Source organism: Plantibacter sp. MMLR14_011, from assembly GCF_001865025.1.
GTDB classification, from domain to species: domain Bacteria; phylum Actinomycetota; class Actinomycetes; order Actinomycetales; family Microbacteriaceae; genus Plantibacter; species Plantibacter flavus_A.
Genome location: NZ_MJGW01000039.1, coordinates 110,664 through 133,785 on the forward strand (window position 1 = coordinate 110,664; position 23,122 = coordinate 133,785).

The following is a 23,122-nucleotide window of genomic DNA, read 5'->3' on the forward strand; positions in this document are numbered from 1 at the left end:
TTTTTCCGGGTTGAGCTGGTGGCGTGTCCACCTTGCCCTCGTGGCACCCGTCGGGCTCTGTCGTGTCGAGGCGTCATCACCCTCCGCTGAGGGCTCGGGTCACGTCGCAAGCCGCTAGTGGTCGGCCACATCCTCAGTTGAAAGTGCGCTCGATTGGCTTGGAGTCGACAGTGCAGACGATTGGCCACCGCAGATCATCGACCGGATTCGGTCGACCGGCACTTTAGGAGTACGGTCGGCGCGAAGGAGCCCGTTCGTCTCCTGGTCTGTGTCGGTGAGCTGGGTATAGCAGGAGCCGGCCAGGAACGAGCTGGATCGGACCCCGTCGTAGAGAGCGCCGAGGCGCTCCAGGAAGTCGTCGGCGTCCGAAGCGCTCGTGTATCCCCAGCCATCGGCTCGACGGGTGTCAGGCTGGTAGTCGATCCCGCCGAACTCGGTCAGCATGACCGGCTGACCCGAGTCGCTCGCTCCACCGACGAGCTGCGCGCGCCCGCTGGGTGCGAACCCTTCGACGAGGCGTCGCCGTGCGGATTCATCGGCGTAGGTCTGCTGCAATACTCTTCCGTCGCCCTCGTAGTCGTGGACGGTGAGAATGTCCGTGTTCTGTTGCTCCCAGCCGTCGTTCGCCACCACTGGCCGTGAGGGGTCGAGCGCCCGAGTGAGGTCGGTGAGTGCCCGGACGAATGCCTGCTCGCTGGGGTCATCTGCGACGTTCTGGACCCCCCAGGATTCGTTGAACGGCACCCAGGTCACGATCGACGGATGCGACAGGTCGCGATCGACTGCGGCCATCCATTCGGCGGTGAGGCGTTGTACCGCGTTCGCTGAGAACTCATATGCCCCGGGCATCTCGCCCCAGACGAGTAGTCCGAGTTTGTCTGCCCAGAATAGGAAGCGCGGATCCTCGATCTTCTGATGAACCCGGCATGCGTTGAAGCCGAGCTCCTTGATGAGTTCCGCTTCTCGTCGGAGAGCGAGAGCGTTGGGCGCGGCCAAGTGTGACTCGGGCCAGAACCCTTGGCTCAGGACGCTTCGCACGTCGTAGGGCCGGCCGTTCAACGTGAACCGTCCGTGTCTCACGCCGACGGTGCGTAGTCCGTAGTAGCTCTCGACTGTGTCGAGGACCGCGCCGTGTTCATCGAGCAGTTCGATCCGTGCATCGATGAGTCGGGGGTGGTCTGGGGCCCACATGAGCTCGTCGGCGGCTTGTCCGTTCCGTTGCCGGGCGATGGGTACGGACGCCTCCACCACGGTCTGATTGCGCGGCACTGAGCACTTGACCGTGCCCAGGACCTCGTCTCGCGGTGAGTAGCGTGACGTGACGCGAACGGTGGCGGTGTCGGCGGGTGTTCCGGCGAGACGGACCGTCAGCTGCATCCCGAACGCGCCAGGTGCCCAATGGAGGTTGGCGATGCGGGTGGGCGGTACCGCCTCGAGCCAGACCGGTTGCCAGATGCCCGTCGTGCGTCGGTACCAGATCACGTGCGAGTCTTCGTGCCAATCCTGTTTCCCACGGGGCTGTGTCACGTCGTGAGGATCGTCCTCCGCGCGAACGACGAGCAGGTGCGGGCTGTCACCCGAGAGCGCACTGGTGATGTCGAATGCGAAGGGCGTGTGCCCGCCTTCATGCTGGCCGACGAGGTTGCCGTCCACCCAGATGCTCGCGCGGTAGTCGACGGCGCCGAAATGAAGCAGCAGTCGGGAGTTGTGCGTGCCGAATCCGGCGTCTTGGAACTGCTCCGTGGTGATGTGGCGCTGGTACCAGACAATGGGATGGAAACGCGTATCACCGATACCCGAGGCCGCCGATTCCGGGGGGTAGGGAACCTCGATCGGACAAAGGGACTCGAACCCGTTCCTCCATCCGGCATCGAGACCGATGTTGGCGTCGTCATGACTGAACTCCCACGTGCCATCGAGACTGACCCAGTTCGAACGCAGAAGCTGTGGCCGAGGATAGGTGCCGTCTTGTTCGCTGGCATTGATCTGTTGCTGGGTGGCTGTGACGGTCACAGGGCCTTCTCCGTATCCGTGGGCTGTTCGATGTGCAGGTGCTCCGACAGCGTCGACGATGGGAGTACCTCGAGATGGGACCAAGGCGCACTGGGGAAGACCAATTCGCTGATCACGGCTTCGCCGGAACCCGCGAAGACCTCGATGCTCATGGCATCGATGAAGATGTCCACGTCGAGGGCGCCACCGGTCAGTTCGATCGGAGCACGCGTCGGGGAATCGAACCCAGAAGAGTCGTTCCACCCCGAATTCGCTCGATCCAAGAACACGCAGCGCTGCGAATTGTCGTAACCGATCACGACAGATTCGAGCGCGGTCGAGACGACGCGGACGGCCGTCTGCGCCTCCCCGGCATGCAGGACCGCGCGAATGCGCAACGGGCCGCCGGACGGCGTCCGGAGATCGATCACTCCGTTGCCGTTCGAGGTGTCGACGACACGCTCGTCGACGACTGCATCGGCCTCGCGCACGATGCGGCTGACCAGACGCGGCACGCCCTGGACCGTGCGGAGTGTGAGTTCACGGGGAATGGTCATGATGCCGCGCCAGGGTTTGGTGGGAGCTGGGAAGCGGTGGCCCATCCAGCCGATCATGATCCGACGGTCGCCGGTGTCGTTGAATGTGACCGCGGCGTAGTTGTCACGACCGAAGTCGGTGAGGTGATACCGAAGGTCCTGTGGGACACCCGCGTCCTCGGCGAAGCGACGCCCGTCGAAGTCGCCGACGAGGTAGACCTGGTTCGGTCCACTCGTGCTGAGGGAGAGCACCCAGCGCTCGTCTGTGCCGTCGAGCAGGAGCGGGAAGAGGTCGGGGCATTCCCAGAAGCTCGGCACGGACGCCGATTCGAACGTCGAGCTCTCGGTCCAGTGTTTGAGGTCGGGTGAGGTGTTGATGACGAGTCTCGACCGATCTGCCTCGACGGCGACCATGACCCACGCGCCGGTTTCCCGGTCACCATGCCAGAACACCTTCGGGTCGCGGTAGTCGGGACGATCGCGGTCGTCCACGGGGTTGTCATCGAACGGCGACCAGGTGCCCCCACCGTCCGTGCTGAACGCGACCGATTGAGCCTGTTTGGTGCCGTGGACGGGGTGGTCGACGTAGTGGCTGGTGTAGATCGCGACCAGCGGTGCCGCATCGGTGCCGAACCCGGAGGTGTTGTGGACATCGTGGACGACCGAACCGGAGAAGATCATCTCGTGTGGTTCCGCGGGGATGGCGATCGGGAGCTCAGTCCAGTGCAGGAGATCGGTCGACGTCGCGTGACCCCAGCCGATGTTGCCCCATTCGAGTCCGTCCGGGTTGTGCTGGAAGAAGAGATGGTACGTGCCGTCGACCAGGATCAGCCCGTTCGGGTCGTTCATCCACCCCCGGCGAGGGGAGAAGTGGAGCGCCGGTCGGTGCTGTTCGCGGTCCAGAACTCTGTCGCTCATTTGATTGATCCGACCGTGACGCCTCTGACGAGGGACCGCTGGAACACGAGGAAGAGGATCAGGGTGGGGATGAGCGAGAGCAGTGATCCAGCCGCAGTCATTGTCGGATTCAGGAAGCGCTCTCCTTGGAGTGAAGCGAGCGCGATGGGGATGGTCTGCGTGTCTGCAGAGGTGAGGAACAGGATCGGAATGAAGAACTCGTTCCAGGACCAGATGAACACGAAGATGAACAGCACCCCGAGGGTCGGGCGGATCACTGGCACGACCACCTGCCAGAGCACGCGCCACCGGCTGGCCCCGTCGACCTCTGCCGCTTCGATCAGCGCGCGCGGGAAGGTGCCGAGCACCGAGGCGAGGAGGTAGATCCCGAACGAGGAGTGCAGCACCGTCAAGATGACAATGATCGGGAGGAGACTGTTGGATCCGTTCACGGCCTGGACGCCGGCGAACAGCGGATAGATCAGCGCCTCCTGCGGGAGGATGTTGGCGATGAGGAGGATGGCGAGGATGGCGACGCGACCGCGGACGCGGCCGACACCGATCGCGTAGGCGCTGATCAAGGAGAGCGCAACCGTTCCGAGGGCGACGCAGCTCGAGATGATGAGGGAGTTCACCAGCTTCTGCCCGAAGTTAACGGTCGTGACATAGCGGATGAGTCCGTCGATCTCGAACGACGAGGGCCACGAGAGCGGACCGTTGGACGAGTAGTCGCTCTGGGACTTGAAGGCGTTCAGCAGCGTCAGGAAGAACGGGCCCAGGATCAGGATCGCGAGGAGTGCCAGCCCCGCCAGGATGATCCACGCGGTGGTCGAAGGTCGCTTCCGCTTCGGCTTCGGCGCCTCGATGCGGTCCATGCGGGTGCGGATGCGGTTGGAGAGCGGCGTGCTCATTCGTCGTCCTTTCGGGCGGTGCGGGTCTGCCAGACGATCATGAAGATCGCGAGCACGACGGTCAGGAGCGTCAGGACGTTGGCGATTGCCGCTCCGTAGCCGACACGGGAGAGGGTGAAGAACGCGACGTAGGAGTAGTACGACGGGACGTAGGTGGAGCCTTCAGGGCCGCCACTGGTGAGGACGAAGATCGGACCGAACACCTTGAGGGCGCCGATCGTGGCAGTGAGGCTGACCACGAAGATCTCGGGCCGGATCTGCGGAATGGTGATGGCTTTGAACCGCGCGATCCAGTTCGCTCCGTCCAGTTCTGCGGCCTCGTACAACTCGGGATCCACCCGTTGCAAGGCACCCATGAACACGACGACGGGGAAACCGATCTGGCCCCAGATGAGCACGAGCATGATGGAGGGCAGAGCCCACTCCGGTGTGCCGAGCCAGTTGGGCGGGTCGGTCATCCCGAGTCCGCGGAGTACGACGTTGACTGCTCCATCATCCGCCTGGAGGATCCAGTTCCACACGATCCCCGCGACCGCGATGGGCAGGATCTGCGGCAGATAGTAGGTCGCTCGGAAGAAACTTGCTGCGCGTGAACCGAACTCACGGCCGACGTAGTCGAACAGGACGGCGGCGATGAGGACGCCGATGACCGTGGGCACGATGACGAGCGCCAGGATCATCGCGCCGACGTTGCGGAAGGACAGCCAGAAGACCTCGTCAGAGAGGAGCGCGACGTAATTGTCGAGGCCGACGAACGTCGGGATCGACAGGCCGCCCTTCCAGTTGAGGAGGCTGTAGTAGATGTTCATGCCGAACGGGATGAACACGATCACGGTGAACGCAATGAGCGCCGGGATCAAGTAGAGGTAGAAGGTTCGGCCGGCACGACGTTGGCTGGACCGGCGCTTGACAACGCGCGCCGGCTCGGCTTGGGCGGGGATGGTTGATGGGAGCACGATTCTCCAGTGGTGGGGCGACCAGCGGTCGCCCCACCGGATCAAGGGAGTGGGACTACTTGCTGGCCGAGGAGTTCTTCAAGCCGTCCTCGTAGAACTTCTGGACGATGTCGACGACCTCCTCCGGCGTCTTCGAGCCGTTTGCTACCGACTGGGAGTCCTTCAGCAACTCCTCGAAGTAGCCTGGGAACGGGAAGTCGGGGTAGAGCGCGAGTCGGTTGCTGTTGGCGAGCTCCTGGAAGGTGGTCGTGAATTTCGCGGTGCGCTCGTCGGTGATTGCTGACGGGTCTCCTGCGATCGGGAGGCCGCCGTTCTCACCCAGGATGTTCTGGATCTCGGGGCGCAGGGTGATGTCGATGAACTCGTATGCGAGGTCCTTGTTCTTCGCCTTCGTCGGGACCACCCAGAGGTTCCCGACCGACCCCTGATTGAGGTTCTGCTCGGGCCAGGCGAACGCATCCCAGTCGAACTTCGCCTCGCTCTTCAGCCGACCGAACCACCACGACCCGGAGGTCATCAACGGGCTCTTGCCGCTGAGGAAGTTGACGCCCATCTGTTCGTGGGTGATGCCCGTGATGTTCGGCGACGTGTAGCCGTCCTTCACCAGGTTCTCGGCTGCGGCCGTGCCCTCGCTCCAGTACGGTGCATCGAAGTCCACCTTGCACTCCAACAGCTGGTAGCAGTTCACCCAGTCGGCCGGAGCATCGCGGAGGACGTACTGGAACCAGGTGTGGATGTAAGGGAACTCCTTCGCGGAGGCCGCGACGGGAGTCACGCCAAGGCCCTTGATGTCGGCGAGCAGCTGGTCGAGTTCTGCGCGGGTGGTCGGCACCTGCAGTCCGTGCTCGGCGAAGAAGTCCTTGTTGTAGTACCACAGGATGTACTCGCCGTAGTTGGGGATCCCGTACCAGTCGCCGTCTCCTGGAACACCGTCGGTCGTGTAGCGGGAGAGCTGCTGGAGGCTCGGGCTCGCGAGGGTCTTGTCCCAGCCGTACTTCTCCACCGCGTCGGTCAGTGGTGAGATGAGCCCCTGCGAGGCGAGCTGGCCGGCGCCCGCAGCTCCCTTATTGAACTCCATGACGTCGGGGACGTCGTTGCCGGACAGCAGCACCTGGGCGTTCGTCTTCGTGGAGGTGAACGCCTGCTGGGCGAACTTCACCTTCACATCGGGGTGCTCTTCCTTGAAGACCTCGACAGCGCGCTTCCACGCTTGACCCATCGCTGAACTCTCGTCCTCATAGTTCCAGATGACGAGCGACTTGCCGTCCTCCGCCGTGGGCCCGGAGGCGCAGCCGGACAGGGCGGCCAGCAGAGCGCTGGCCGCGAACGCGATGATTCCTAACCTCTTCAACTTCATTGGTGAATTCCTTGGCTGTGGAGCCGCCGGGCAAGGGTGCCCGGGGCGAATGAGAACCTAACTCGTGTCAGGCAGGGACAATAGTGCGCCTGACGCGTGTCAGGTGTCAAGTACTACTTTCGCGCGAGACGCAGATGGGCCGGGGGGCCAGCCAGGGAGCGGCGCTCAACGACGTTGCACGGAATGGTGATGACAGCGGGGGACTGCTGATTGGCGCTCGCGCCAATGGTTTCCAGCAGACTTCGCGCCGCTGCATCGCCCATTTCGCGGTGCGGCAGGCCGATGGTGGTCAGCCCGGGAGTGAAGTCCGAGGCGAAGAACTGCTCATCATCGAACCCGATGACGGAGAGGTCTTCCGGCACCGACAATCCGAGCTGCGCAGCGGCGAGCACCACGCCCGAGGCACCTCGATCGTTCGCGCACAAGATCGCGGTCGGTCGGTCGGGTCCAGCGAGCAGATCGAGCGCCACCTCATGATGACTCCGCATGGAGTAGGCGCCGGCGCGGATGGACATCGCCGCCTCGGGCAATCCCGCAGCCGCGAGTTCTGCTTGGAACCCGAGACGACGCTCGGTCGTGGCTCGAGCGTCGTCGTCCCCCGTGATGAAGCAGATGCGTGTGTGTCCCGCCTCAAGGGCGAGGCGCGCGGCGGCTCGCTCGCCACCGCGATCATCGGGTACGAAGCACTGCGCACGCCCGCCGGAGTCGATCGCGTTGGCAAGGACCAGCGGCAACGCATATGCGCTCGGCGGGAGTTCGAGCTCGCGGACACTCGCGGCGGCGAAGATGATCCCGTCGACATCTCGCGCACGGAGCGTCTCGACTGCGCCGGCGATGTAGTCATCATGGAATGCGGTGTCGATGGTCAGGATCATGAATCCCGCCTGCATGGCCGCTGTCGTCGCCCCGTCGATGAGCTGGCCGGCGAACGGGGCACTGGCGATCTCATCGGTGATCAGCCCGATGGTCGCGGTGCTCTGACGCTGGAGATTGACTGCCGCGGCATTCGGGACGTAACCCAGCTCAGCCGCGGTCTGGCGGATGAGTTCCTGCTTGACCGGGTCGATTTCGCCGTCCGCCCGATTGTTGAGCACCAGCGAGACGGCTGTACGCGAGACACCGACAGCCAGCGCCACGTCCTTCGAGGTCACACGACGGTTCACACTGCACGCTTTCGTTCGGCCGGTGAAAACAAGCATAGTCGCGACTTCCCCGAGCGACCTAGCACGTGTTAGGTTTCCCATGACAGAGGAGAAGAACGTGGTCTGGGAACAGTATTTCAGCGCTCCAACGGGCGTCCGGAGTCGATCCATCAATGCCGAGAACCCGACCGGAGAGCCCGGCCAAGCCGCACAAGCGGCATCCGCTCTGGGTGTTGGGCGGAAAGGGCGGCCGGCGATCTCGCTTGTGGCAGGAGCCACAGCGACCCTCGCCGAGATTGATGGCCCCGGAGTGATCCGGCACATTTGGATGACCGTGCCGGACGCGACCAGCGCTGGACCATGGGTGCTGCGGGATCTTGTGCTCCGCATCACGTGGGAGCGGGCCGGAAGTCCGGCCGTAGAAGTGCCGCTCGGGGATTTCTTCTGCAACGGCTTTGGAGCGCGGACACCGGTGAACTCGGCCGCGATCGTCGTCGCGTCAACGGGCGGTATGAATTGCTACTTCGCGATGCCATTCGCCGAGCACGCGAAGGTCGAGATCGTCAACCAGCACCCAGGTGACGTGTCCGGGATCTACTACCAGATCGACTACACGGTTGGCGACGAACTCCCCGCTGAGCTGGCACGATTCCATGCCCAATGGCGACGATCGAACGGCACCACCCGGCCTGGCGAGGATCATGTGATCCTCGACGGTGTGGAAGGCTCCGGCCAGTACGTTGGCACCTACATCGGACTCACCGCCCTGGAGCGGTACTGGTGGGGCGAGGGCGAGACAAAATTCTTCATCGACGACGACACGACCTTCCCCAGCCAGACCAGCACGGGGCTCGAGGACTACGCCGGCGGCGCCTGGGCCTTCCAGGACCGTCTCGCTAACGATGGGCCGATCTCCCCCGTCCTTTTCTCTGCGCCCTACTCGGGCTATCCCTACTACTCTGCCGAGGACACGAGCGGCCATTCTCCATTCCTCCGTGCGACGCCGCAGTCGCACGGGATGTATCGATGGCATCTTCCGGATCCGGTCATTTTCTCGGAGCAGTTGCGTGTCACGCTGCAACAGATCGGCGCATGGGACCACGGTCACTTCGAGCGAAGCGACGACATCTCGTCCGTCGCGTACTGGTACCAGACCGGCCTGACGCCCGCGCGATCTCTCCGCGACCCGTTTGAGCGACGACCCCGCTAAACATCCGGTCGGGACCAGTTCCGGCACAGGGCTGTGCCGATGAATCGGATTCTCGGGCCAACCCGTTCGCGCCCGATGGGCGGGCGAGCCGCCCTGATCAGGCGACTCGCCCGCACCGCGATGCATACGCGAAACGCGCGTCACGAAGTTCTTGCAAACAATGGTCTCACCCCCGGTGAATCACATCACCCCGACGATTAGGATGACTGTGCTCGATGGACCGCTGATCGCCGAATGGCTCCCCGTCTCGGTGGCCGCGCTCGTCCTCCTTCTCGTTGCGGCGGGAGTGGCCGGCTGGGTCGACGCGGTCGTCGGCGGCGGTGGACTGATCCAGCTGCCCGCGCTCGTCATCGCCGTTCCGAGCGACGTCGCGACCCCGTTCATCCTGGGCACGAACAAGCTGTCGTCCTTCTTCGGCACCCTGTCGGCGAGCTGGGTGTACCTGCGCAAGATCAGGGTGCAGCTCGTGCTGCTGGTGCCTCTCGTCGCCGGGGCCTACGCCGGATCGACCGCCGGTGCCGCGTTGTCGCGGTACGTCCCTCGCGACGTGTTGACGCCCGTCGTGCTCGTGGCCGTGATCGCCGTGGCGCTGTACACCCTCTTCAAGCCGACCATGGGTCTGCACCACGAACCCCGCCATGACCGTGACAGCGCGGTCGCCTGGCGGGCGGCGATGATCGGCCTGCTGGTGGGCTTCTATGACGGCATCCTCGGGCCGGGAACGGGTTCGTTCTTCGTCATCCTCATCGTCGGCGTGCTGGGGTACGGCTTCCTGCAGGCCAGCGTGAACGCGAAGATCGCCAATCTCACCACGAACCTCGCCGCCCTCGTCGTGTACGGGGTGCACGGCGAGGTCCTGCTCGCGCTCGGTCTCGCCATGGCCGTGATGAACATCACCGGCGGGTTCATCGGTGCCCGGATGGCGACGAAGCGCGGAAGCGGCTTCGTGCGCATCGTGTTCCTGGTGACCCTGTCCATCCTCATCGTGAAGCTCGCCTGGGACACCGTGACGCAGTTCACGAGTTCCTGACGATGGTTGAGGCGTGCCGTCCCACCCACGCCCGCATGGTGGACGGACCGCGACAGGGCACCACGACGCGGCGGACAGGGCTGGTCGTTTCTTCGCGGTGAGAATAGCTGCGGTGTGCGTCGCACTGACCAGGAACCGCAATCCCGAGATGTGGGCCGGGGTGGTGCATTGAGCGCAAGTGACCCCGCGCGGTGCTGTCCGGGCGGCGAAGCGAATGTGTGGTTTCCTCGACGCGTCATGGAGCCTAGTCGGTGACCTGGGCACGGGCCGGAGACGGGTCCTGCAGGGAAACCCCGCTACTGGACGGTCGGTCCGGAGCAGAGTCTCGCGGAAGGACCGCACGGATCAGCAATGGCGTACCAGGTACCGTCGAGTGCCCCCGGGATCACGGAATCAGGGGATAGAGACGACAACCTTGCCGTTGCCGCTTTCGGCAGCGGGGAACGAGAAACGATGCATCAACACACAGCCCGAATGATGCCTAGATCGACCGGTTCGCTACTGTTCTTATAACGCGATTGACGTGGTGCCGTTCGGCTACCTTCCGCGAGTCCTGAACGGGTGCTTCCATGCCTGCTGTTCCCCTTCGTTCCCTCGCCGGTGAGTACGTGATTGCCCGGTTCCCCGTCGAGACGGACCTCGGTCCGGCGCTGGCCGGTCTCCTCGGGTCGGCGTCGTTGGTGTCCGTCACACGAACCGACCAAGAGATCTCAATCGTCTGCGACACCAATTTCACCCCGGAAGGAGCGGAACTCGACGGCCCGTGGCGGGCGTTATACGCGGGAGGGCCGATCCCGTTCGGGCTGACCGGAGTCGTTGCGTCGCTAGTCGACCCGCTCGCGGCGATTGGTTGCCCGGTCTTCGTCGTCTCCACCTTCGATGGGGATGTTGTGATGACCCCGAGCGACTGGCATGCAGCGGCAGTGGCAGCGCTCCTGGACGCGGGACACACGATCGACGTGGGGGCAGCTCGTGGCTGAGCGCAGCATCTCGGTCGACTAGCGAATCTGCTTCATCGGCGACTCTTATGTCGTCGGCGGGGGAGACCGTGCGATACTCGGCTGGGTCGGACGCGTCGCAGCAGCCGCGGCCGCGGCCGCTGACGGGCTCCCACTCACCTCCTACAACCTCGGCGTCCGTGGGCAGACCGGACCGCAGATCGCGACGCGCGTCAGCTTGCCATTGTCCTCTTCTCCGCGCTGTACTCGGGATACCCGTTCTACTCAGCCCAGGACACCAGCGGACATTTCCCGTTTCTGCGCGCCACGGCTCAGTCTCACGGAATGTACCGCTGGCATCTGCCAGATCCGGTCATCGTCGGTTCACGATTGCGCGTCACGTTGCAACAGATCGGCGCATGGGATCACGGACACTTCGAACGGAGGGATGCCATTTCCTCCGTGTCCTACTGGTGTCAGACTGGGCTCACGCCGGCGTTGCCATTCGGCGGCCCATCAAACCAACGATCACGCTGAGCCGACGCTTCACCCCAGTCATGTCGACAATCTGTCTCCCTGTGGCGCACCCGAGGCGGTAGCGGCGGTTTTGTCAGTTCGGCATTGCGGTCGGTGGAACTGAATACTGATTGGTCCCATTACTCTCGGTCCTGCGCAGGCAGAGCAAGTTCGAAGCGACTGCCCTTGCCGAGGGTGCTCTGTGCGTTGAGCGTGCCGCCCAACGCCTCAGCGAGGCCGCGGGCGATCGAGAGACCGAGGCCGGTGCTCTGCCCGGCGCGGACCCGAGACGGCTCGCCGCGCCAGAGCCGGTCGAAGACCCGCGGTAGGTCTGCCGGGGCGATGCCCTCGCCGGTGTCGACGACCGCGATCCGCACCAGGTCGTCAGTGGTCACCGCTTCGAGGTCGACACGACCGCCCGGCGGCGTGTGGCGCAGAGCGTTCGAGAGCAGATTGTCGAGGATCTGCCGCAATCGGGCAGGATCGGTCTCGAGCGGCAACGGCCCCGAGAGCTCGACGTGCAGCGCGATGTCCGTGCTCGCCGCCTGCGCTCGGTACGCTTCGCCGAGCTCTCGCACGATCACCGCCGCGTCGCACGCCCTGCGCTCCAGCACGAGGTCGCCGGCCTCCGCGAGCGCGAGGAGCTGCAGGTCCCCGGTGATCCGCTCCATCCGCCCGGCCTCGTCGAGCACGAGCCGGCGGAGTGCCGCATCGTCGAGACCGAGACCGTCGTCAGCCGCCTCGACCCATCCGCGGATGTTCGTGAGCGGGCTGCGCAGTTCGTGGGCGATGTCGCCGAGTAGCCGTCGCCGTGACGCTTCGTGTCCAGCGATCTCACCGGACATGCGGTCGAACGCGGCGCCGACGCCGGAGAGGTCGTCGCGAGCGGGCAACGCCGCGCGGGCCTCGCGATCGCCCGCGCTGAAGCGATCGACCGCGGTCTCGAGTCGGCGCGCGCTCCGGAGGGTCGGCACGACGATGAGCGCCGCGGCCACCGAGAGGAGTGCGAGCAGCACCACGACGAACACGCCCACGCGGGCGATCGATCCAGGACTCGCGTCGAGCGGGCCCTGCGCGTCACCTCGCTGGTCGGTGAGCACCACGTTCACGGCAGGCGCCGTCGTCGCCCGGGCCTGGTCGATGCGCGCCTGCAGCAGGCACCCGTCAGCCGCGTCGTCGCCGGTCGGGACGGTGCGCAACGCGAGCTGCGCAGGGGCGCTCGACGGAGACAGATCGAGTTCGACGTCGGTGACCAGCGGTGCGTTCGCGGCGAGCAGGCAGGCGTTCGTGCGATCGCGGAGTTCGTCGAGGGCGACCCGCTCGCTCGGCAGCGGTGTGTTCAAGGCGGCACGGCCACAGTCCGGGGCATCGTCGTATCCGTTGACCACGGGGCGGCCGCTCCCCCACAGGCCGGTGTCGACGACCGCATCGCCCAGGCACTCCACCACCGCGGCGGCCTGCGCGGTGAGCTGGTCACGTTGCGCATCGTCGAGCGAGAACGGCCCGCTGATGCCGTCGGGCAGACGCAGTTCGGATGTCACCGGGTCACCGAGGGGTTCGAGCGGGTCGAGCAATCGGGTGGAGGCCGCCGGACGGGGCAGCTCGGGCGCCGTGTCGGCGGTCACCGTTCCGGCACCGTCGACCACGGCGATGCGACGCCCGGTCTCCTGGCTGAGCAGCAGCAGCGTGGACCCGACGTCGCTCCAGTCGTCGTGGTGTCCGGCCCACGTCCTGAGTGCATCCAGCACCTGCTCGTCTCGAACGAGATCGACGCCGGACGCCTGCTCGTCGTACCGGTACTCCGAGGTCTGGGCCAGCCAGACAGTACCGCCTGCGGAGGCCAGCACGAGCAGCAGTCCAGCCGCGAGATAGCGCGCGAGCAGCCGCGGCACGCGTCGGGGCCCAGCGGTGCCCGCTCTTCTGCTGTTGCTCATGTCGTCGGCCATGCTCTCATCACTTTCCGTCCCGGCCCGCATCCGCGCACCGTCGGACCCGCTCAGGTCGCGGCGAGCGCCGCGGTCGGTGATTGGCGGGCGGCGCGGATGGACGGCGCGAGTCCGGCGACGGCGCCCGTCACCAGCGCGGCGCTCATGCCGGACAGGATCGTCTCCACCGGAACGACCAGCGGCCAGCCCTGCAGACCGCTCCAGGCCGCGGTTCCGAGGAGACCGAGCACGACTCCGGATGCGCCGCCCAGGGCGCAGATCAGGATCGCTTCCACGAGGAACTGCGCCTGGATCTGACCGCGGTGGGCGCCGAGCGCTCGTCGCAATCCGATCTCCCGGCGACGCTCGAGCACGGAGACGAACATCGTGTTCGCGATGCCGATGCCTCCGATCACGAGTGCGACTGCGGCGAGCGCGAGGAAGAGTCCATCGAAGCTGGATCGGGCAGCAGCCTTCGCGGCGAGCACGGCCGAGGGCTGGCTCACCTGCACGAGTCCGCTCGCCCCCGGGGAGAGGGTTGCGGCGACGACTGGTCGTAAGGCGTCGATCGACGCCTCGACACCCGTGACGTAGGCGACCGTCGGTGCGCCGTCGAAGCTCAGCCAGCGCCGCGCGGCAGCATCGTCGACGAGGACCGCCGACTGCACGTCGGCGGAGAGCGGCGTCGGTGCGAGCACGCCGATCACGGTGAACGCGACGCCGTCGACGTCGATCGTGACCGGCCGATCGGGGAGCTGCGACAGGCCGAGCCGATCAGCGGCGTCGATGCCGAGCACGGCCGTCGGCAGGTCGCTCCCGTCGAGCCAGCGACCGGAGGTCACGTCCGTTCGCAGCACCTCGCGAAGATCACCGCGGACGGCGAGTGTGGTCAGCCCGGTCTCCGGGTATCCGCGGAGCTGGTTGCTGCGGACGGGGGCGTGGGCGTTGCCGACCGTCGCGGCATCCTTCACGGTTCCGATGCGCTGCAGCATGCCGAGTGCCTCGGCCGGAAGCGGCACGGGGGTTCCGTCTGCGCCTGCGCGAGGGTCGGCTCGCAGCAGGTCCGCTCCGAGCGCCGTGAGCTGTTGATCGAGCGCGGCCTGGGAGGACGCGGGCACGGCGGTGACGGTCACCAGTGTCGCGATGCCGATGGCGATCCCGATGGTCGAGAGCACGGCGCGAAGCGGTCGGGTGCGAAGCCCGACCGTGCCGACGGCGAGCAGATCCCGGGGGTCGAGACGTCTGCGACGCTCACGCATGCGGCACCGCCCTGGAGCCGGTCCGGGTGTCGGTGATGATGCGGCCGTCCCGCAGCTCGATGCGTCGTGGCAGTCGTGCGGCGAGCTCGACGTCATGGGTGATGACGACGACGGTGGTGCCCTCGTCGTGCAGTCGCTCGAGGAGGCTGAGCACGCGTTCGCCGTTCGCCGTGTCGAGGGCGCCGGTGGGTTCGTCGGCGAGGACGACGAGCGGGTCGGTCACGATCGCCCGGGCGATGGCGACCCGCTGTCGTTCACCGCCGGAGAGGTCCTGCGCCGCGTGCCCGATGCGGTGCTCGAGTCCCACGCGCTCGAGTGCCGCGCGGGCGAGGTCACGGCGCTCCCGCCTGGGAACGCCGCTGTAGAGCAGCGCCATCGCGACGTTCTGTTCTGCGGTCACGCCGTCGGTCAGATGGAAGCCCTGGAAGACGAACCCGATCGAGCTCCCGCGCAAGGTGGACAGCGCGCGATCCGAGAGGTCACGGGTGTCGGTGCCGCCGATGCGGACCACGCCGGCCGTGGGACGGTCGAGGGTGCCGAGGACGTTGAGCAACGTCGACTTGCCGGCGCCGGAGCGTCCGACGATCGCGGTGAGTTCACCCGGGTCGACCTGCAACGAGACGTCGTCGAGTGCAGCGACTCCGCCGGGGTGGACGCGGCTGACGTGCTCGAGCTCGAGTGCCGGCGTCGTCATCGTGCCGACACCACCGTCATGCCGGCGTCGATCCCTGCACCGCTGACCTCGACCCGGTCGTCTGCGATGAGGCCGATCTCGACACCATGGAGACGGCCGCGGTCGTCCTGCAGCGCGTAGCCGCCTTCGGCGAGCGCCACGAGTGCGGCGATGGGCACGATCAGCACGTCCGGCACGGATCTCGTGACGACCCGAACGGTCACGGCGGCAGCGTCGACGCCCGCTAGTGCAGCCTGATCGTCGATCGCGACGAGCGCGCGGACCTTCGCGTCGGCTCCTTCTCCGGTCGTGGTCACCGTGACGATGGACCCGCCGACGGCGCGCCCGTCGGGCAGTTCGATCGTCGCTTTCGCGCCGGCCCCGATGACCCCCGCGTCCTGCGCCGGGACCGACGCATCGACGACGCGTGTCGTGGGCGTGACCGAGAACGGCTGACCGCCCGCCGCGTCGCCGAGGCGTGCCGTCACTGCGGCGATGCGACTCGGCGCGCTCAAGACGACCACGTCGGCGGGGGCCAGCGTGCCGGTGCACTCCAGACCGAGCGATTCCTGCCAGTCCCTGACGGCCTCCGTGAAGTCCCACCCGGTCTCGAAGGTCTCCGGATCACTCCGGCTGAGATGTCCGAGGTCCATCAGGTTCGACGCGACCATGCTCACATCCGCTCCCTCCATCCCCGAGCCGTCGATCGCCCGATAGAGCGGAAGCGCTCCGATCAGCACCGGCACCGGTCGCTCGTTCGCGCGCAGTGCCACGGATCCCCGATCGAGTGTCGCGCCGACGTCGGGCAACCCGGTGATGATGCCGTCGGCTTTCGTCGTCACGGGTACCGCGGCACCGAAGCCGACGGTGCCGTCGAGGCGAGCGGTCTGGACGAGCTCACCCCGCTCGACGACCGCGGTGGCCGGTGCGGCGGTGTGCTCGACCGGGGCTGCGTCGGCCACGGGCCGGAGGAGCAGGGCGGCTCCTCCGGCCCCCGCCGCGAGGACGGCACAGAGCGCGAGCGATCCGACGAGCGCGGTGCGGCGACGCGACCGGGTCATTCGGCGCTCCCATCCGATGCGGACACCATGCAGGCGTCCACGTACTGCATCCCCAGTGAGATCGAGGTGGCGTCGTTGGCCTCGCCACCGAAGGCGAGGTTGATCTGGCCGAACGCATCCGGCTCGGTGATCTCGACCTCGCGGACACCGCGTTCGTGCAGGCAGTCCACCACGCGCTGCGCGAACCGCAGGGCATCCGGGTTCTGAGCGTCGAGCTCCCACGGCGGCAAGGGTGCCACGCGCTGGCAGAGCGCCTCGGCCTCGGCAGCCTTCGCCGGGTCCCCGCCGGCATTTGCACTGACGTCGTCTCCGCCGTCGTTCCCAGGAGTGCCCTGCTCTGCGGAGGTGTGGTCCGCGAGACAGCGATCCCGTGGCTTCCACGCGTCGGCCTCCTCCTTATCCGACATGTCGAGACGCAGACGCACGGGCTCGCCGTACTTCGCGACGAGTGGGTCGGTGGCGTCGGTCGGCGTCGGAGCAGCGGTCTCCAACGTCGCGATGCCTCCGTCGGTTCCCCGATCGGCAGAGGGTGCGGCGCAAGCGGTGAGTGCCGCCAGGAGCGTCAGGGCGCCCGCGGCGGCGGTCAGGGATCGGTGCATGATGCGTGTCACGGTTCCTCCTCGTGTGGTGAGCGGCTGTGACCCACGCTCGCCGAAGGATGTGAAGGACTTGTGAGCGATCGGTCCGGAGCCCGACCGCGCGCCGAGCCCGTGCCTAGGATCGGATCGTGACCAGAGTCTTGATCGTCGAGGACGATGCCCTGCAGTCGGAGCTCGTCCGCCGCTACCTCGAACGGGAGGGGCACGACGTGACCGTCCTGGCCGACGGTGCCGAAGCGCTCTCCGAGGTGCGTCGCTCCGCGCCCGACCTGCTCGTCCTCGACGTCATGCTCCCCGGGGCCGACGGCCTCACGGTCTGCCGCACGCTTCGCGAGGAGCAGTTCGACTTCCCGATCCTGCTCCTCACCGCACGCTCCACCGAGAACGACCTGCTACTCGGGCTCGAACTCGGTGCCGACGACTACCTCGCGAAGCCCTACAGCCCCCGCGAACTCGTCGCCCGGGTCCGAGCACTGTTACGACGAGCCCGCCGCACGGTGCCGGCCTCGACGGTCATCATCGCTGGAGACCTCGAGATCGACCCGGACCGGCATCGAGCCACCCTCGCGGATCGGCTGCTCGACCTCACGCGTGCCGAGTTCGACCTCCTCGAGGAGTTCGCCCTGCATCCCGGCATCGTCCTCAGCCGCGCCCGTCTGCTCGATCGTCTCCACGGGACCGACCGCTGGATCGGAGGCCGCACCATCGACACCCACGTGAAGAACCTCCGGGCCAAGATCGAGTCCGACCCGCAGCAGCCCACCCGCCTCGTCACCGTCTACGGGGTCGGGTACACCTTCCACGCAGGCTGAGCGAGGAACGGACGCCGGCGGAAGCGATTCTTAAGGCAATATTTCCCAGTGTCATATCGGGGACAGTCTCACTGGTGGCCCAGGAAAGCCCCGCGGGCAGCTAGCGGGCGATGACTGCCGAAGGTCACGATCCCCACTCCGCCGCTGTACTCCGGCAAGCCTGGCCGGTCGGTTGGCCGCATGCAAGAGCGCTATAGGAAATCGGCACTCTGAGGGCTGCAGGTGGTCGACAGGGTGGCTTCTATCGATCTCGTAGTGGATGCGGCGCGGGGTTTCTTGCGGTCTCAAGCGTGGGTAGAGCCGCGGCGGTTGCTGGTGTCCGGTGGTCTTTCGTAGCTCCCAGTCGACGCGAGCTCTCACGTTCCACGAGCTGGGGTGTGAACCGTATCTGGCGTGGTATCGCGGCCGCCTCGAATTGCTCGAGAACGAGTTCCACTGCAGCTGTGCCGAATTCTTCGTGGGGGTGATGCACCGACGACAGCTTGGAGATCCCGAGAATGTCGGCGGCCATGTCGTTGTAACCGACCACCGCGACATCCTCGGGGACTCGTAGGTCTGTCTCCGCGAGGGCTTCCAATACTCCGGCGGCGATGGAGTCGTTGACGGCGAAGATACCGTCGACGGGCATTCCTGAGGCGAGGAGACGAGCGACTGCTTCTCGGCCCGCTGAAGCGTCGCGGCGGACGGAATCGACAACGACGAGGGCACAGTCCGGTGTATTGGCCGCGGCCGTTGAGGCTCCCTTGCGTCGCAGAGCCACCTGCGGGATGTCGACCGTACCTCCGACGACTGCGATTCGCCTGCACCCCTGACTGAGCAGATGTTCGACCGCGAGGCGTCCGCCTGCGGCGTTGTCTACACCCACGCTCGACCACAGATCCGATGATTCATCCTGGTCGATGAGCACAGTGGGGATCCCACGAGCCGTGAGGCGACCTACCTGACTATTGATCGCGTTCACGGGCGCAAGTATGACGCCGCGTACCCGGTGTTCCTCGAACAGGGACACGTAGTCGTTCTCCGAGTCCGCATCACCGTTGGTGTCGGCGAGCACGAGACTAAGCCCTGCTTCGCGTGCACGATTCTGGGCACCGCGGGCCACCGAGGCAAAGAACGGATCGCTGACGTCGAATGCGATGAAAGCGAGCATCTTGCTCATGCCAGACCGCAACTGACGTGCGGTCTGATTCGGTATGAAGCCCAGCTGTTCGATAGCGGAGGAGATCTTTGTCGCGCTTTTGCTGCCGACACTGTCGGGGCGATTGATGTAGCTCGACACCAGCGAGACGGACACGCCTGCTACTTCAGCGACGTCTCGCAGACGCGGTTGACGGTTCACGCGATCCTCCCGTTTCCCTCCCTGAATGGTTGCAGATTCGGGCTTGCTTTGCCACCCACACTCACTATATTGTCGCTGTCAGCAGAATCTGTAACGTTACAGACTGCGGGGCTACGCATCCGCCAGAGCCCTCACGTAATGACTCACTGAGGAGCCGCCATGCACCGATACCTGACTCGAGCCCTGAGTATCGGGACAGCTTTTCTATTGGCCTTGGCGATTACCCCGGCATCACCGGCTGCTGCCGAACCGGTTGTGTACTACGTCAACAGCTCTTCGGCGACTTGCGACGACGCTGGAGATGGTGTGAGCGCTGACTCACCGTGGTGCTCGCTCGACGCAGCGAGTCGCACCTACTCGCCCGGTGATCAACTTCTCATCGCGCGCGGATCGACCTACGCCGGAGAGTTCCTCACGGTCAGTGGTCAGGGGACCGCGAACGCCCGCATCCTCATCGGCGCCTACGGCGAAGGCGCTGCGCCCCATCTCGACGGAGAACAGGAGGAGGGAAGGGCCCTCGTCCTCCTTCAGAACCCCAGTTATGTGACGGTTCGCGACCTTGAACTCAGCCACGCGGGAGCGGGGGCTCTCGCACAGTACCGTGGCGACTTCCCCGGACCGGTAACTGGAAACTCCTCCATCGTCTTCGAGGATCTATACGTCCACCACATCGCCGGACTCTTCGTCTCCACCATCCCGGGCGGTCCTGCCGACTTTTTCTGCAAGTCCAACGATCTTGATCTTTGGCAGTCTGCCGGAGCAGGTGTCACCGGCGACTACTACGAGGACGTGCCAAGTGATTCCTACTTCGTCTCCGGAGTGACGTTCGAGCGAATCGTCGGCCACGACAACCTCAACGTGATCAACGTCGACATGTGTGACGGTCGAGTCGGAGAACCCAACTCACCTGGGCCCGCGGCGCCGCACCTTGTTCGCGATGTTACGGTCAACAACGTCCACGCCTACGACGGCAACGGCGCCGGATACGCGCAGCAGTGCAACGAGGGCATGCGGTTCGACGCAGTAACCGGGCTGACGGTGATGAATTCTCGCTTCGAGAGTCTTGGAGCGTGCTATGTGCCGACTGGCACAGCTGGATTCATTCTGGTCTCTGTAGACGACGTGACCTTCAAAAACAATGTCCTGTCCGATACGCCCAACACTGGATCGAACGACCAAACAGCAATCGACAACGAGTTGTACGTGAACGATGTCACGCTCCGCAACAATCTCATCGCCCGCAATGCGGGACCTGGTGTCGAGTTTCTCTCCCTCCGACCGCAGATCGCGGACTACAACACCAACCACCGTATCGAGGGGAACAGCTTCTACGGCAATGGAGGCGGCTCCCTATATCGGCTTGGAAATGCCCCCTTCACTGGCACCATCGCGAACAACCTCAGCGCTGACAGCCGATTCGTCTACCCGGAAGCGGATTTCGCTCCACTCATTGGCAACAACACGAAGAACACCACCGCAGCGACGGGGACGGTGCCCTTCTACGCTGCAGATCACTTCGGCGATGGCATCGCGGGCGACCCCTGGTCCTATCGAGTGGGAATCGATGCCCAAGACGTCCTGACGTGGGACGCCGCGGGATATACCGCCAATGCCCACATTGAGGGAGTCTGGGGCGATGGCGCGCAACGTCAGATCTCAGCCTTCGAGCAGACGCCCGGCACCGCTCGCGTCTGGACGGCTCCCGCTTCTGGTGACATCTCGCTCCGCAGTCTCGCATTCAAGACTGAGGCGGGTGGCGGCAGTGCGACGGCGACAGTCTTGCTCAACGGAACCCCTATCCGCAGCGAGTCCATTAGCGGCAACAACACAGAGGGACTGTCGGTCGATGCCGATATCTCGGTCAATGAAGGCGATACTCTCGCCTTCGCCATAACGGGCGCTTCCGACGGGACTGAATGGACGAGTTGGGTGCCGTCCATCATGTATGTCGCAACGCCCACCGACAGCCCCGACGGCGTCGTTCGTGCCGGTTCCTTTGAGGCACCCGTCACGGGAGGATTCGAGTACTCACCGCGAAACGATGCGTGGTCATTCATCTCCGACTTCGACAATGGGGCTGGTGCCGGCATCGTACGCAACAACGGCCCATTCGGAAATCTCTCTTCCCCCGAAGGCAGCCAGGCTGGCTTCATCCAGGGTCAGGGATCAATGGCCCAATCGATTGCCGATCTCCGGCCAGGTGTGGACTACTCCGTCGAACTCGATGTCGCTAGCCGAGGCGCGGAGGCCGGTCAGAGCGTGGAGGTCCTGTGGGATGAGGAGGTCATTGCGACTATCCCCGCATCGGATCCACAATTTGTCGCTCATAGCGTTGCGCTGCCCGCAATCACGAGTGGCAGTCACCTTTTGACACTGCGCGGCACAGTCGCAGCGGACAGGACCGCCTTCGTCGACGATGTCCGGATCACTTACCAGGCCGAGACCGCGACGGCGCAGTTTGCGGACAGTAGCTTTGAAACGCCGGCGGCCAGCGGGATCAACTACGCGGTAACGGGCTCGCCCTGGAGTTACAGTCCGGTGGAGAACGGCAACGGCAGCGGAACGGCGTCCAACGGATCGGGGTTCGGTCAGCCGAATGCACCCGACGGCGCGCAGGTCGCCTTCGTGCAGAGGGGGGGCTCATTCCAGCAGACAACATCTGGTTTCGAGGTCGGGGCTTCGTACGCCATCGAAGTTCAAGCTGCTCAACGAGGCTCGGAGAGCCAGCAGATCGAGGTGTTGATCGATGGGGTCCCCATCGGCGTAATCGTGCCGCAGAGTTCCGCCTGGGCCTCGTACCGCACCCCGATCTTCACGGCCACGGCTACCGAGCACGTCATCACCTTCCGCGGTCTCGCCTCGGCGGACTACACCGCATTACTGGACACACCGACCTTGCTCGAGGTGTCCACCGCCGGCGTCGGTGATGCAGCAAGCACCGCTAATACCGGGCGCCTCCCCGATCTCAAGCAGGGAGAAACACATGGCTGAAACACTCACATCGACACCGCTACCGGCCGCAGACAAGCCCCCGGCCGGCCGGCAACGGACCACCGCGCCGCCACTGCCCCGCCCCAAGCGTGCTCGGGCCGCGATCTACCTCGCGCTCGTACCTCTACTGGTCATCATCGGTCTCTTCGCGTACTACCCTGCGGCGTCCGGTGTGTTCTGGTCGTTCTTCGACTGGAATCCAGCGTCGCAGTCGTTCTTCACCGGCGTTGAGCACTATCTCGCGATGTTCAACGACGAGATCTGGTGGACTTCATTCCGCAATCTCGGCGTCATCTTCCTTTTTGGGATCCTGGCCTGGGTCCTCCCTTTACTCGCCGCCGAGCTGCTGATCACACTCCGTAGTCCCAGATGGCAGTTCGTGACGCGGACCCTTCTCATCCTGCCGATGGCGTTTCCCGGCGTCGTGACGGCGCTCATCTGGGGGTTCCTCTACGAACCAAACCAGGGGGTCATCAACCGTTTCCTCGAAGCGATTGGGCTCGGCGACCTCGCTCACAACTGGACGGGCATGCCAGACACCGCCCTGCTGGCGCTCCTCTTCGTCGGTTTTCCGTTCATTGCCGGCTTACCGTTCCTCATCTTCTACGCAAGTCTCCAGAACATCCCTCCGGCGGTTCTCGAAGCAGCGCAGCTCGACGGGGCAGGGAGGCTGCGCAGATTCTGGTCTATCGACCTTCCCCTGATGGCAAGTCAAGTTCGTCTGCTGCTCTTCCTCGCCGTAGTAGCTGCCCTCCAGTACGGCTTCGTCGCCTATGTGCTCACGTCAGGCGGTCCGGACAACGCCACGATGGTTCCTGTTCTGCGCATGATCAACGTCGCGTTCGCGGGATCCGATTGGGGCTACGCCGCAGCGCTTTCTACCACGCTGTTTCTCATCACGCTCGTGCTCAGCTCAGTGGTCGTCTTCTCCGGTCGACGCGAGAGCGCGCACACAGACGGGGGGTCAATGTGACTACG

The 23,122-nt window shown here is 65.3% G+C and carries 19 protein-coding genes; 7 read left to right on the forward strand and 12 right to left on the reverse strand.

Annotated elements, in window-relative coordinates; genetic code table 11:
* Positions 1–114: 114 nt before the first annotated feature.
* The 6 genes from BIU99_RS13285 to BIU99_RS13310 all read right to left on the reverse strand — a co-directional run bounded on the left by BIU99_RS13285 (position 115) and on the right by BIU99_RS13310 (position 7,800).
* A complete protein-coding gene (locus BIU99_RS13285) occupies positions 115–2,013 on the reverse strand; it encodes a glycoside hydrolase family 2 protein (RefSeq protein WP_071261622.1) in 1,899 nt (632 codons plus the stop codon).
* Positions 2,010–3,446: a glycoside hydrolase family 32 protein gene (locus BIU99_RS13290; RefSeq protein WP_071261624.1), complete on the reverse strand. Its 1,437-nt coding sequence runs from the start codon at positions 3,444–3,446 to the stop codon at positions 2,010–2,012. Before BIU99_RS13290 ends, BIU99_RS13285 begins: the two co-directional genes overlap by 4 nt.
* On the reverse strand, positions 3,443–4,336 hold the full coding sequence (locus tag BIU99_RS13295) for a carbohydrate ABC transporter permease (RefSeq protein WP_071261626.1): 894 nt from the start codon (positions 4,334–4,336) through the stop codon (positions 3,443–3,445). Before BIU99_RS13295 ends, BIU99_RS13290 begins: the two co-directional genes overlap by 4 nt.
* A complete protein-coding gene (locus tag BIU99_RS13300) occupies positions 4,333–5,292 on the reverse strand; it encodes a carbohydrate ABC transporter permease (protein ID WP_254773623.1) in 960 nt (319 codons plus the stop codon). The genes BIU99_RS13295 and BIU99_RS13300 overlap by 4 nt, the downstream gene beginning before the upstream one ends.
* Positions 5,293–5,347: 55 nt before the next feature.
* Entirely contained in the window at positions 5,348–6,649 is a 1,302-nt protein-coding gene (locus BIU99_RS13305) for an ABC transporter substrate-binding protein (protein ID WP_071261628.1), read from the reverse strand.
* A 113-nt stretch (positions 6,650–6,762) separates the two neighbouring features.
* Positions 6,763–7,800: a LacI family DNA-binding transcriptional regulator gene (locus tag BIU99_RS13310; RefSeq protein ID WP_175484398.1), complete on the reverse strand. Its 1,038-nt coding sequence runs from the start codon at positions 7,798–7,800 to the stop codon at positions 6,763–6,765.
* Between the two features lie 91 nt (positions 7,801–7,891).
* Between BIU99_RS13310 and BIU99_RS13315 the strand changes: the two genes are divergently transcribed.
* The 4 genes from BIU99_RS13315 to BIU99_RS20435 all read left to right on the forward strand — a co-directional run bounded on the left by BIU99_RS13315 (position 7,892) and on the right by BIU99_RS20435 (position 11,506).
* Entirely contained in the window at positions 7,892–9,001 is a 1,110-nt protein-coding gene (locus BIU99_RS13315; protein ID WP_071261632.1) for a glycoside hydrolase family 172 protein, read from the forward strand.
* Positions 9,002–9,209: 208 nt separating this feature from the next.
* Positions 9,210–10,031 carry a TSUP family transporter gene (locus BIU99_RS13320; protein ID WP_071261853.1) on the forward strand — a complete coding sequence of 274 codons (822 nt, stop codon included), beginning with the start codon at positions 9,210–9,212 and terminating at the stop codon, positions 10,029–10,031.
* A gap of 569 nt (positions 10,032–10,600) precedes the next feature.
* Positions 10,601–11,011, forward strand: a complete 411-nt coding sequence (locus tag BIU99_RS13325) for an ACT domain-containing protein (RefSeq protein ID WP_071261633.1) — start codon at positions 10,601–10,603, stop codon at positions 11,009–11,011.
* Between the two features lie 219 nt (positions 11,012–11,230).
* Entirely contained in the window at positions 11,231–11,506 is a 276-nt protein-coding gene (locus tag BIU99_RS20435; protein ID WP_371263811.1) for a DUF2961 domain-containing protein, read from the forward strand.
* Between the two features lie 119 nt (positions 11,507–11,625).
* Here BIU99_RS20435 and BIU99_RS13330 read toward each other — a convergent pair whose 3' ends face one another.
* The 5 genes from BIU99_RS13330 to BIU99_RS13350 form a co-directional block, all read right to left on the reverse strand.
* Positions 11,626–13,419, reverse strand: coding sequence for a cell wall metabolism sensor histidine kinase WalK (locus BIU99_RS13330; RefSeq protein WP_139205439.1), 1,794 nt, complete (start codon positions 13,417–13,419; stop codon positions 11,626–11,628).
* A 62-nt stretch (positions 13,420–13,481) separates the two neighbouring features.
* Positions 13,482–14,669 (reverse strand): ABC transporter permease, encoded by a 1,188-nt coding sequence (locus BIU99_RS13335; protein WP_071261636.1) that lies wholly within the window; start codon positions 14,667–14,669, stop codon positions 13,482–13,484.
* Entirely contained in the window at positions 14,662–15,363 is a 702-nt protein-coding gene (locus BIU99_RS13340) for an ABC transporter ATP-binding protein (RefSeq protein WP_071261637.1), read from the reverse strand. The genes BIU99_RS13335 and BIU99_RS13340 overlap by 8 nt, the downstream gene beginning before the upstream one ends.
* On the reverse strand, positions 15,360–16,403 hold the full coding sequence (locus BIU99_RS13345) for an HlyD family secretion protein (protein WP_071261638.1): 1,044 nt from the start codon (positions 16,401–16,403) through the stop codon (positions 15,360–15,362). The genes BIU99_RS13340 and BIU99_RS13345 overlap by 4 nt, the downstream gene beginning before the upstream one ends.
* The gene (locus tag BIU99_RS13350; protein WP_071261639.1) at positions 16,400–17,014 is read right to left on the reverse strand and encodes a hypothetical protein; all 615 of its coding nucleotides are present in this window, start codon (positions 17,012–17,014) and stop codon (positions 16,400–16,402) included. The genes BIU99_RS13345 and BIU99_RS13350 overlap by 4 nt, the downstream gene beginning before the upstream one ends.
* 116 nt (positions 17,015–17,130) lie before the next feature.
* On the opposite strand from BIU99_RS13350, the gene BIU99_RS13355 reads away from it, so the two are divergent.
* Complete coding sequence (locus BIU99_RS13355) at positions 17,131–17,814, forward strand: response regulator transcription factor (protein ID WP_217635001.1); 684 nt, start codon at positions 17,131–17,133, stop codon at positions 17,812–17,814.
* A 241-nt stretch (positions 17,815–18,055) separates the two neighbouring features.
* Here the strand turns inward: BIU99_RS13355 and BIU99_RS19440 are convergent, their stop codons facing one another.
* Entirely contained in the window at positions 18,056–19,153 is a 1,098-nt protein-coding gene (locus BIU99_RS19440) for a LacI family DNA-binding transcriptional regulator (protein ID WP_083397354.1), read from the reverse strand.
* 159 nt (positions 19,154–19,312) lie between these two features.
* Between BIU99_RS19440 and BIU99_RS13365 the strand changes: the two genes are divergently transcribed.
* Together BIU99_RS13365 and BIU99_RS13370 are read left to right on the forward strand one after the other, a co-directional pair.
* A complete protein-coding gene (locus BIU99_RS13365; RefSeq protein ID WP_083397355.1) occupies positions 19,313–22,144 on the forward strand; it encodes a right-handed parallel beta-helix repeat-containing protein in 2,832 nt (943 codons plus the stop codon).
* Positions 22,137–23,117, forward strand: coding sequence for a carbohydrate ABC transporter permease (locus BIU99_RS13370; protein WP_083397356.1), 981 nt, complete (start codon positions 22,137–22,139; stop codon positions 23,115–23,117). The genes BIU99_RS13365 and BIU99_RS13370 overlap by 8 nt, the downstream gene beginning before the upstream one ends.
* Positions 23,118–23,122 lie beyond the last annotated feature (5 nt).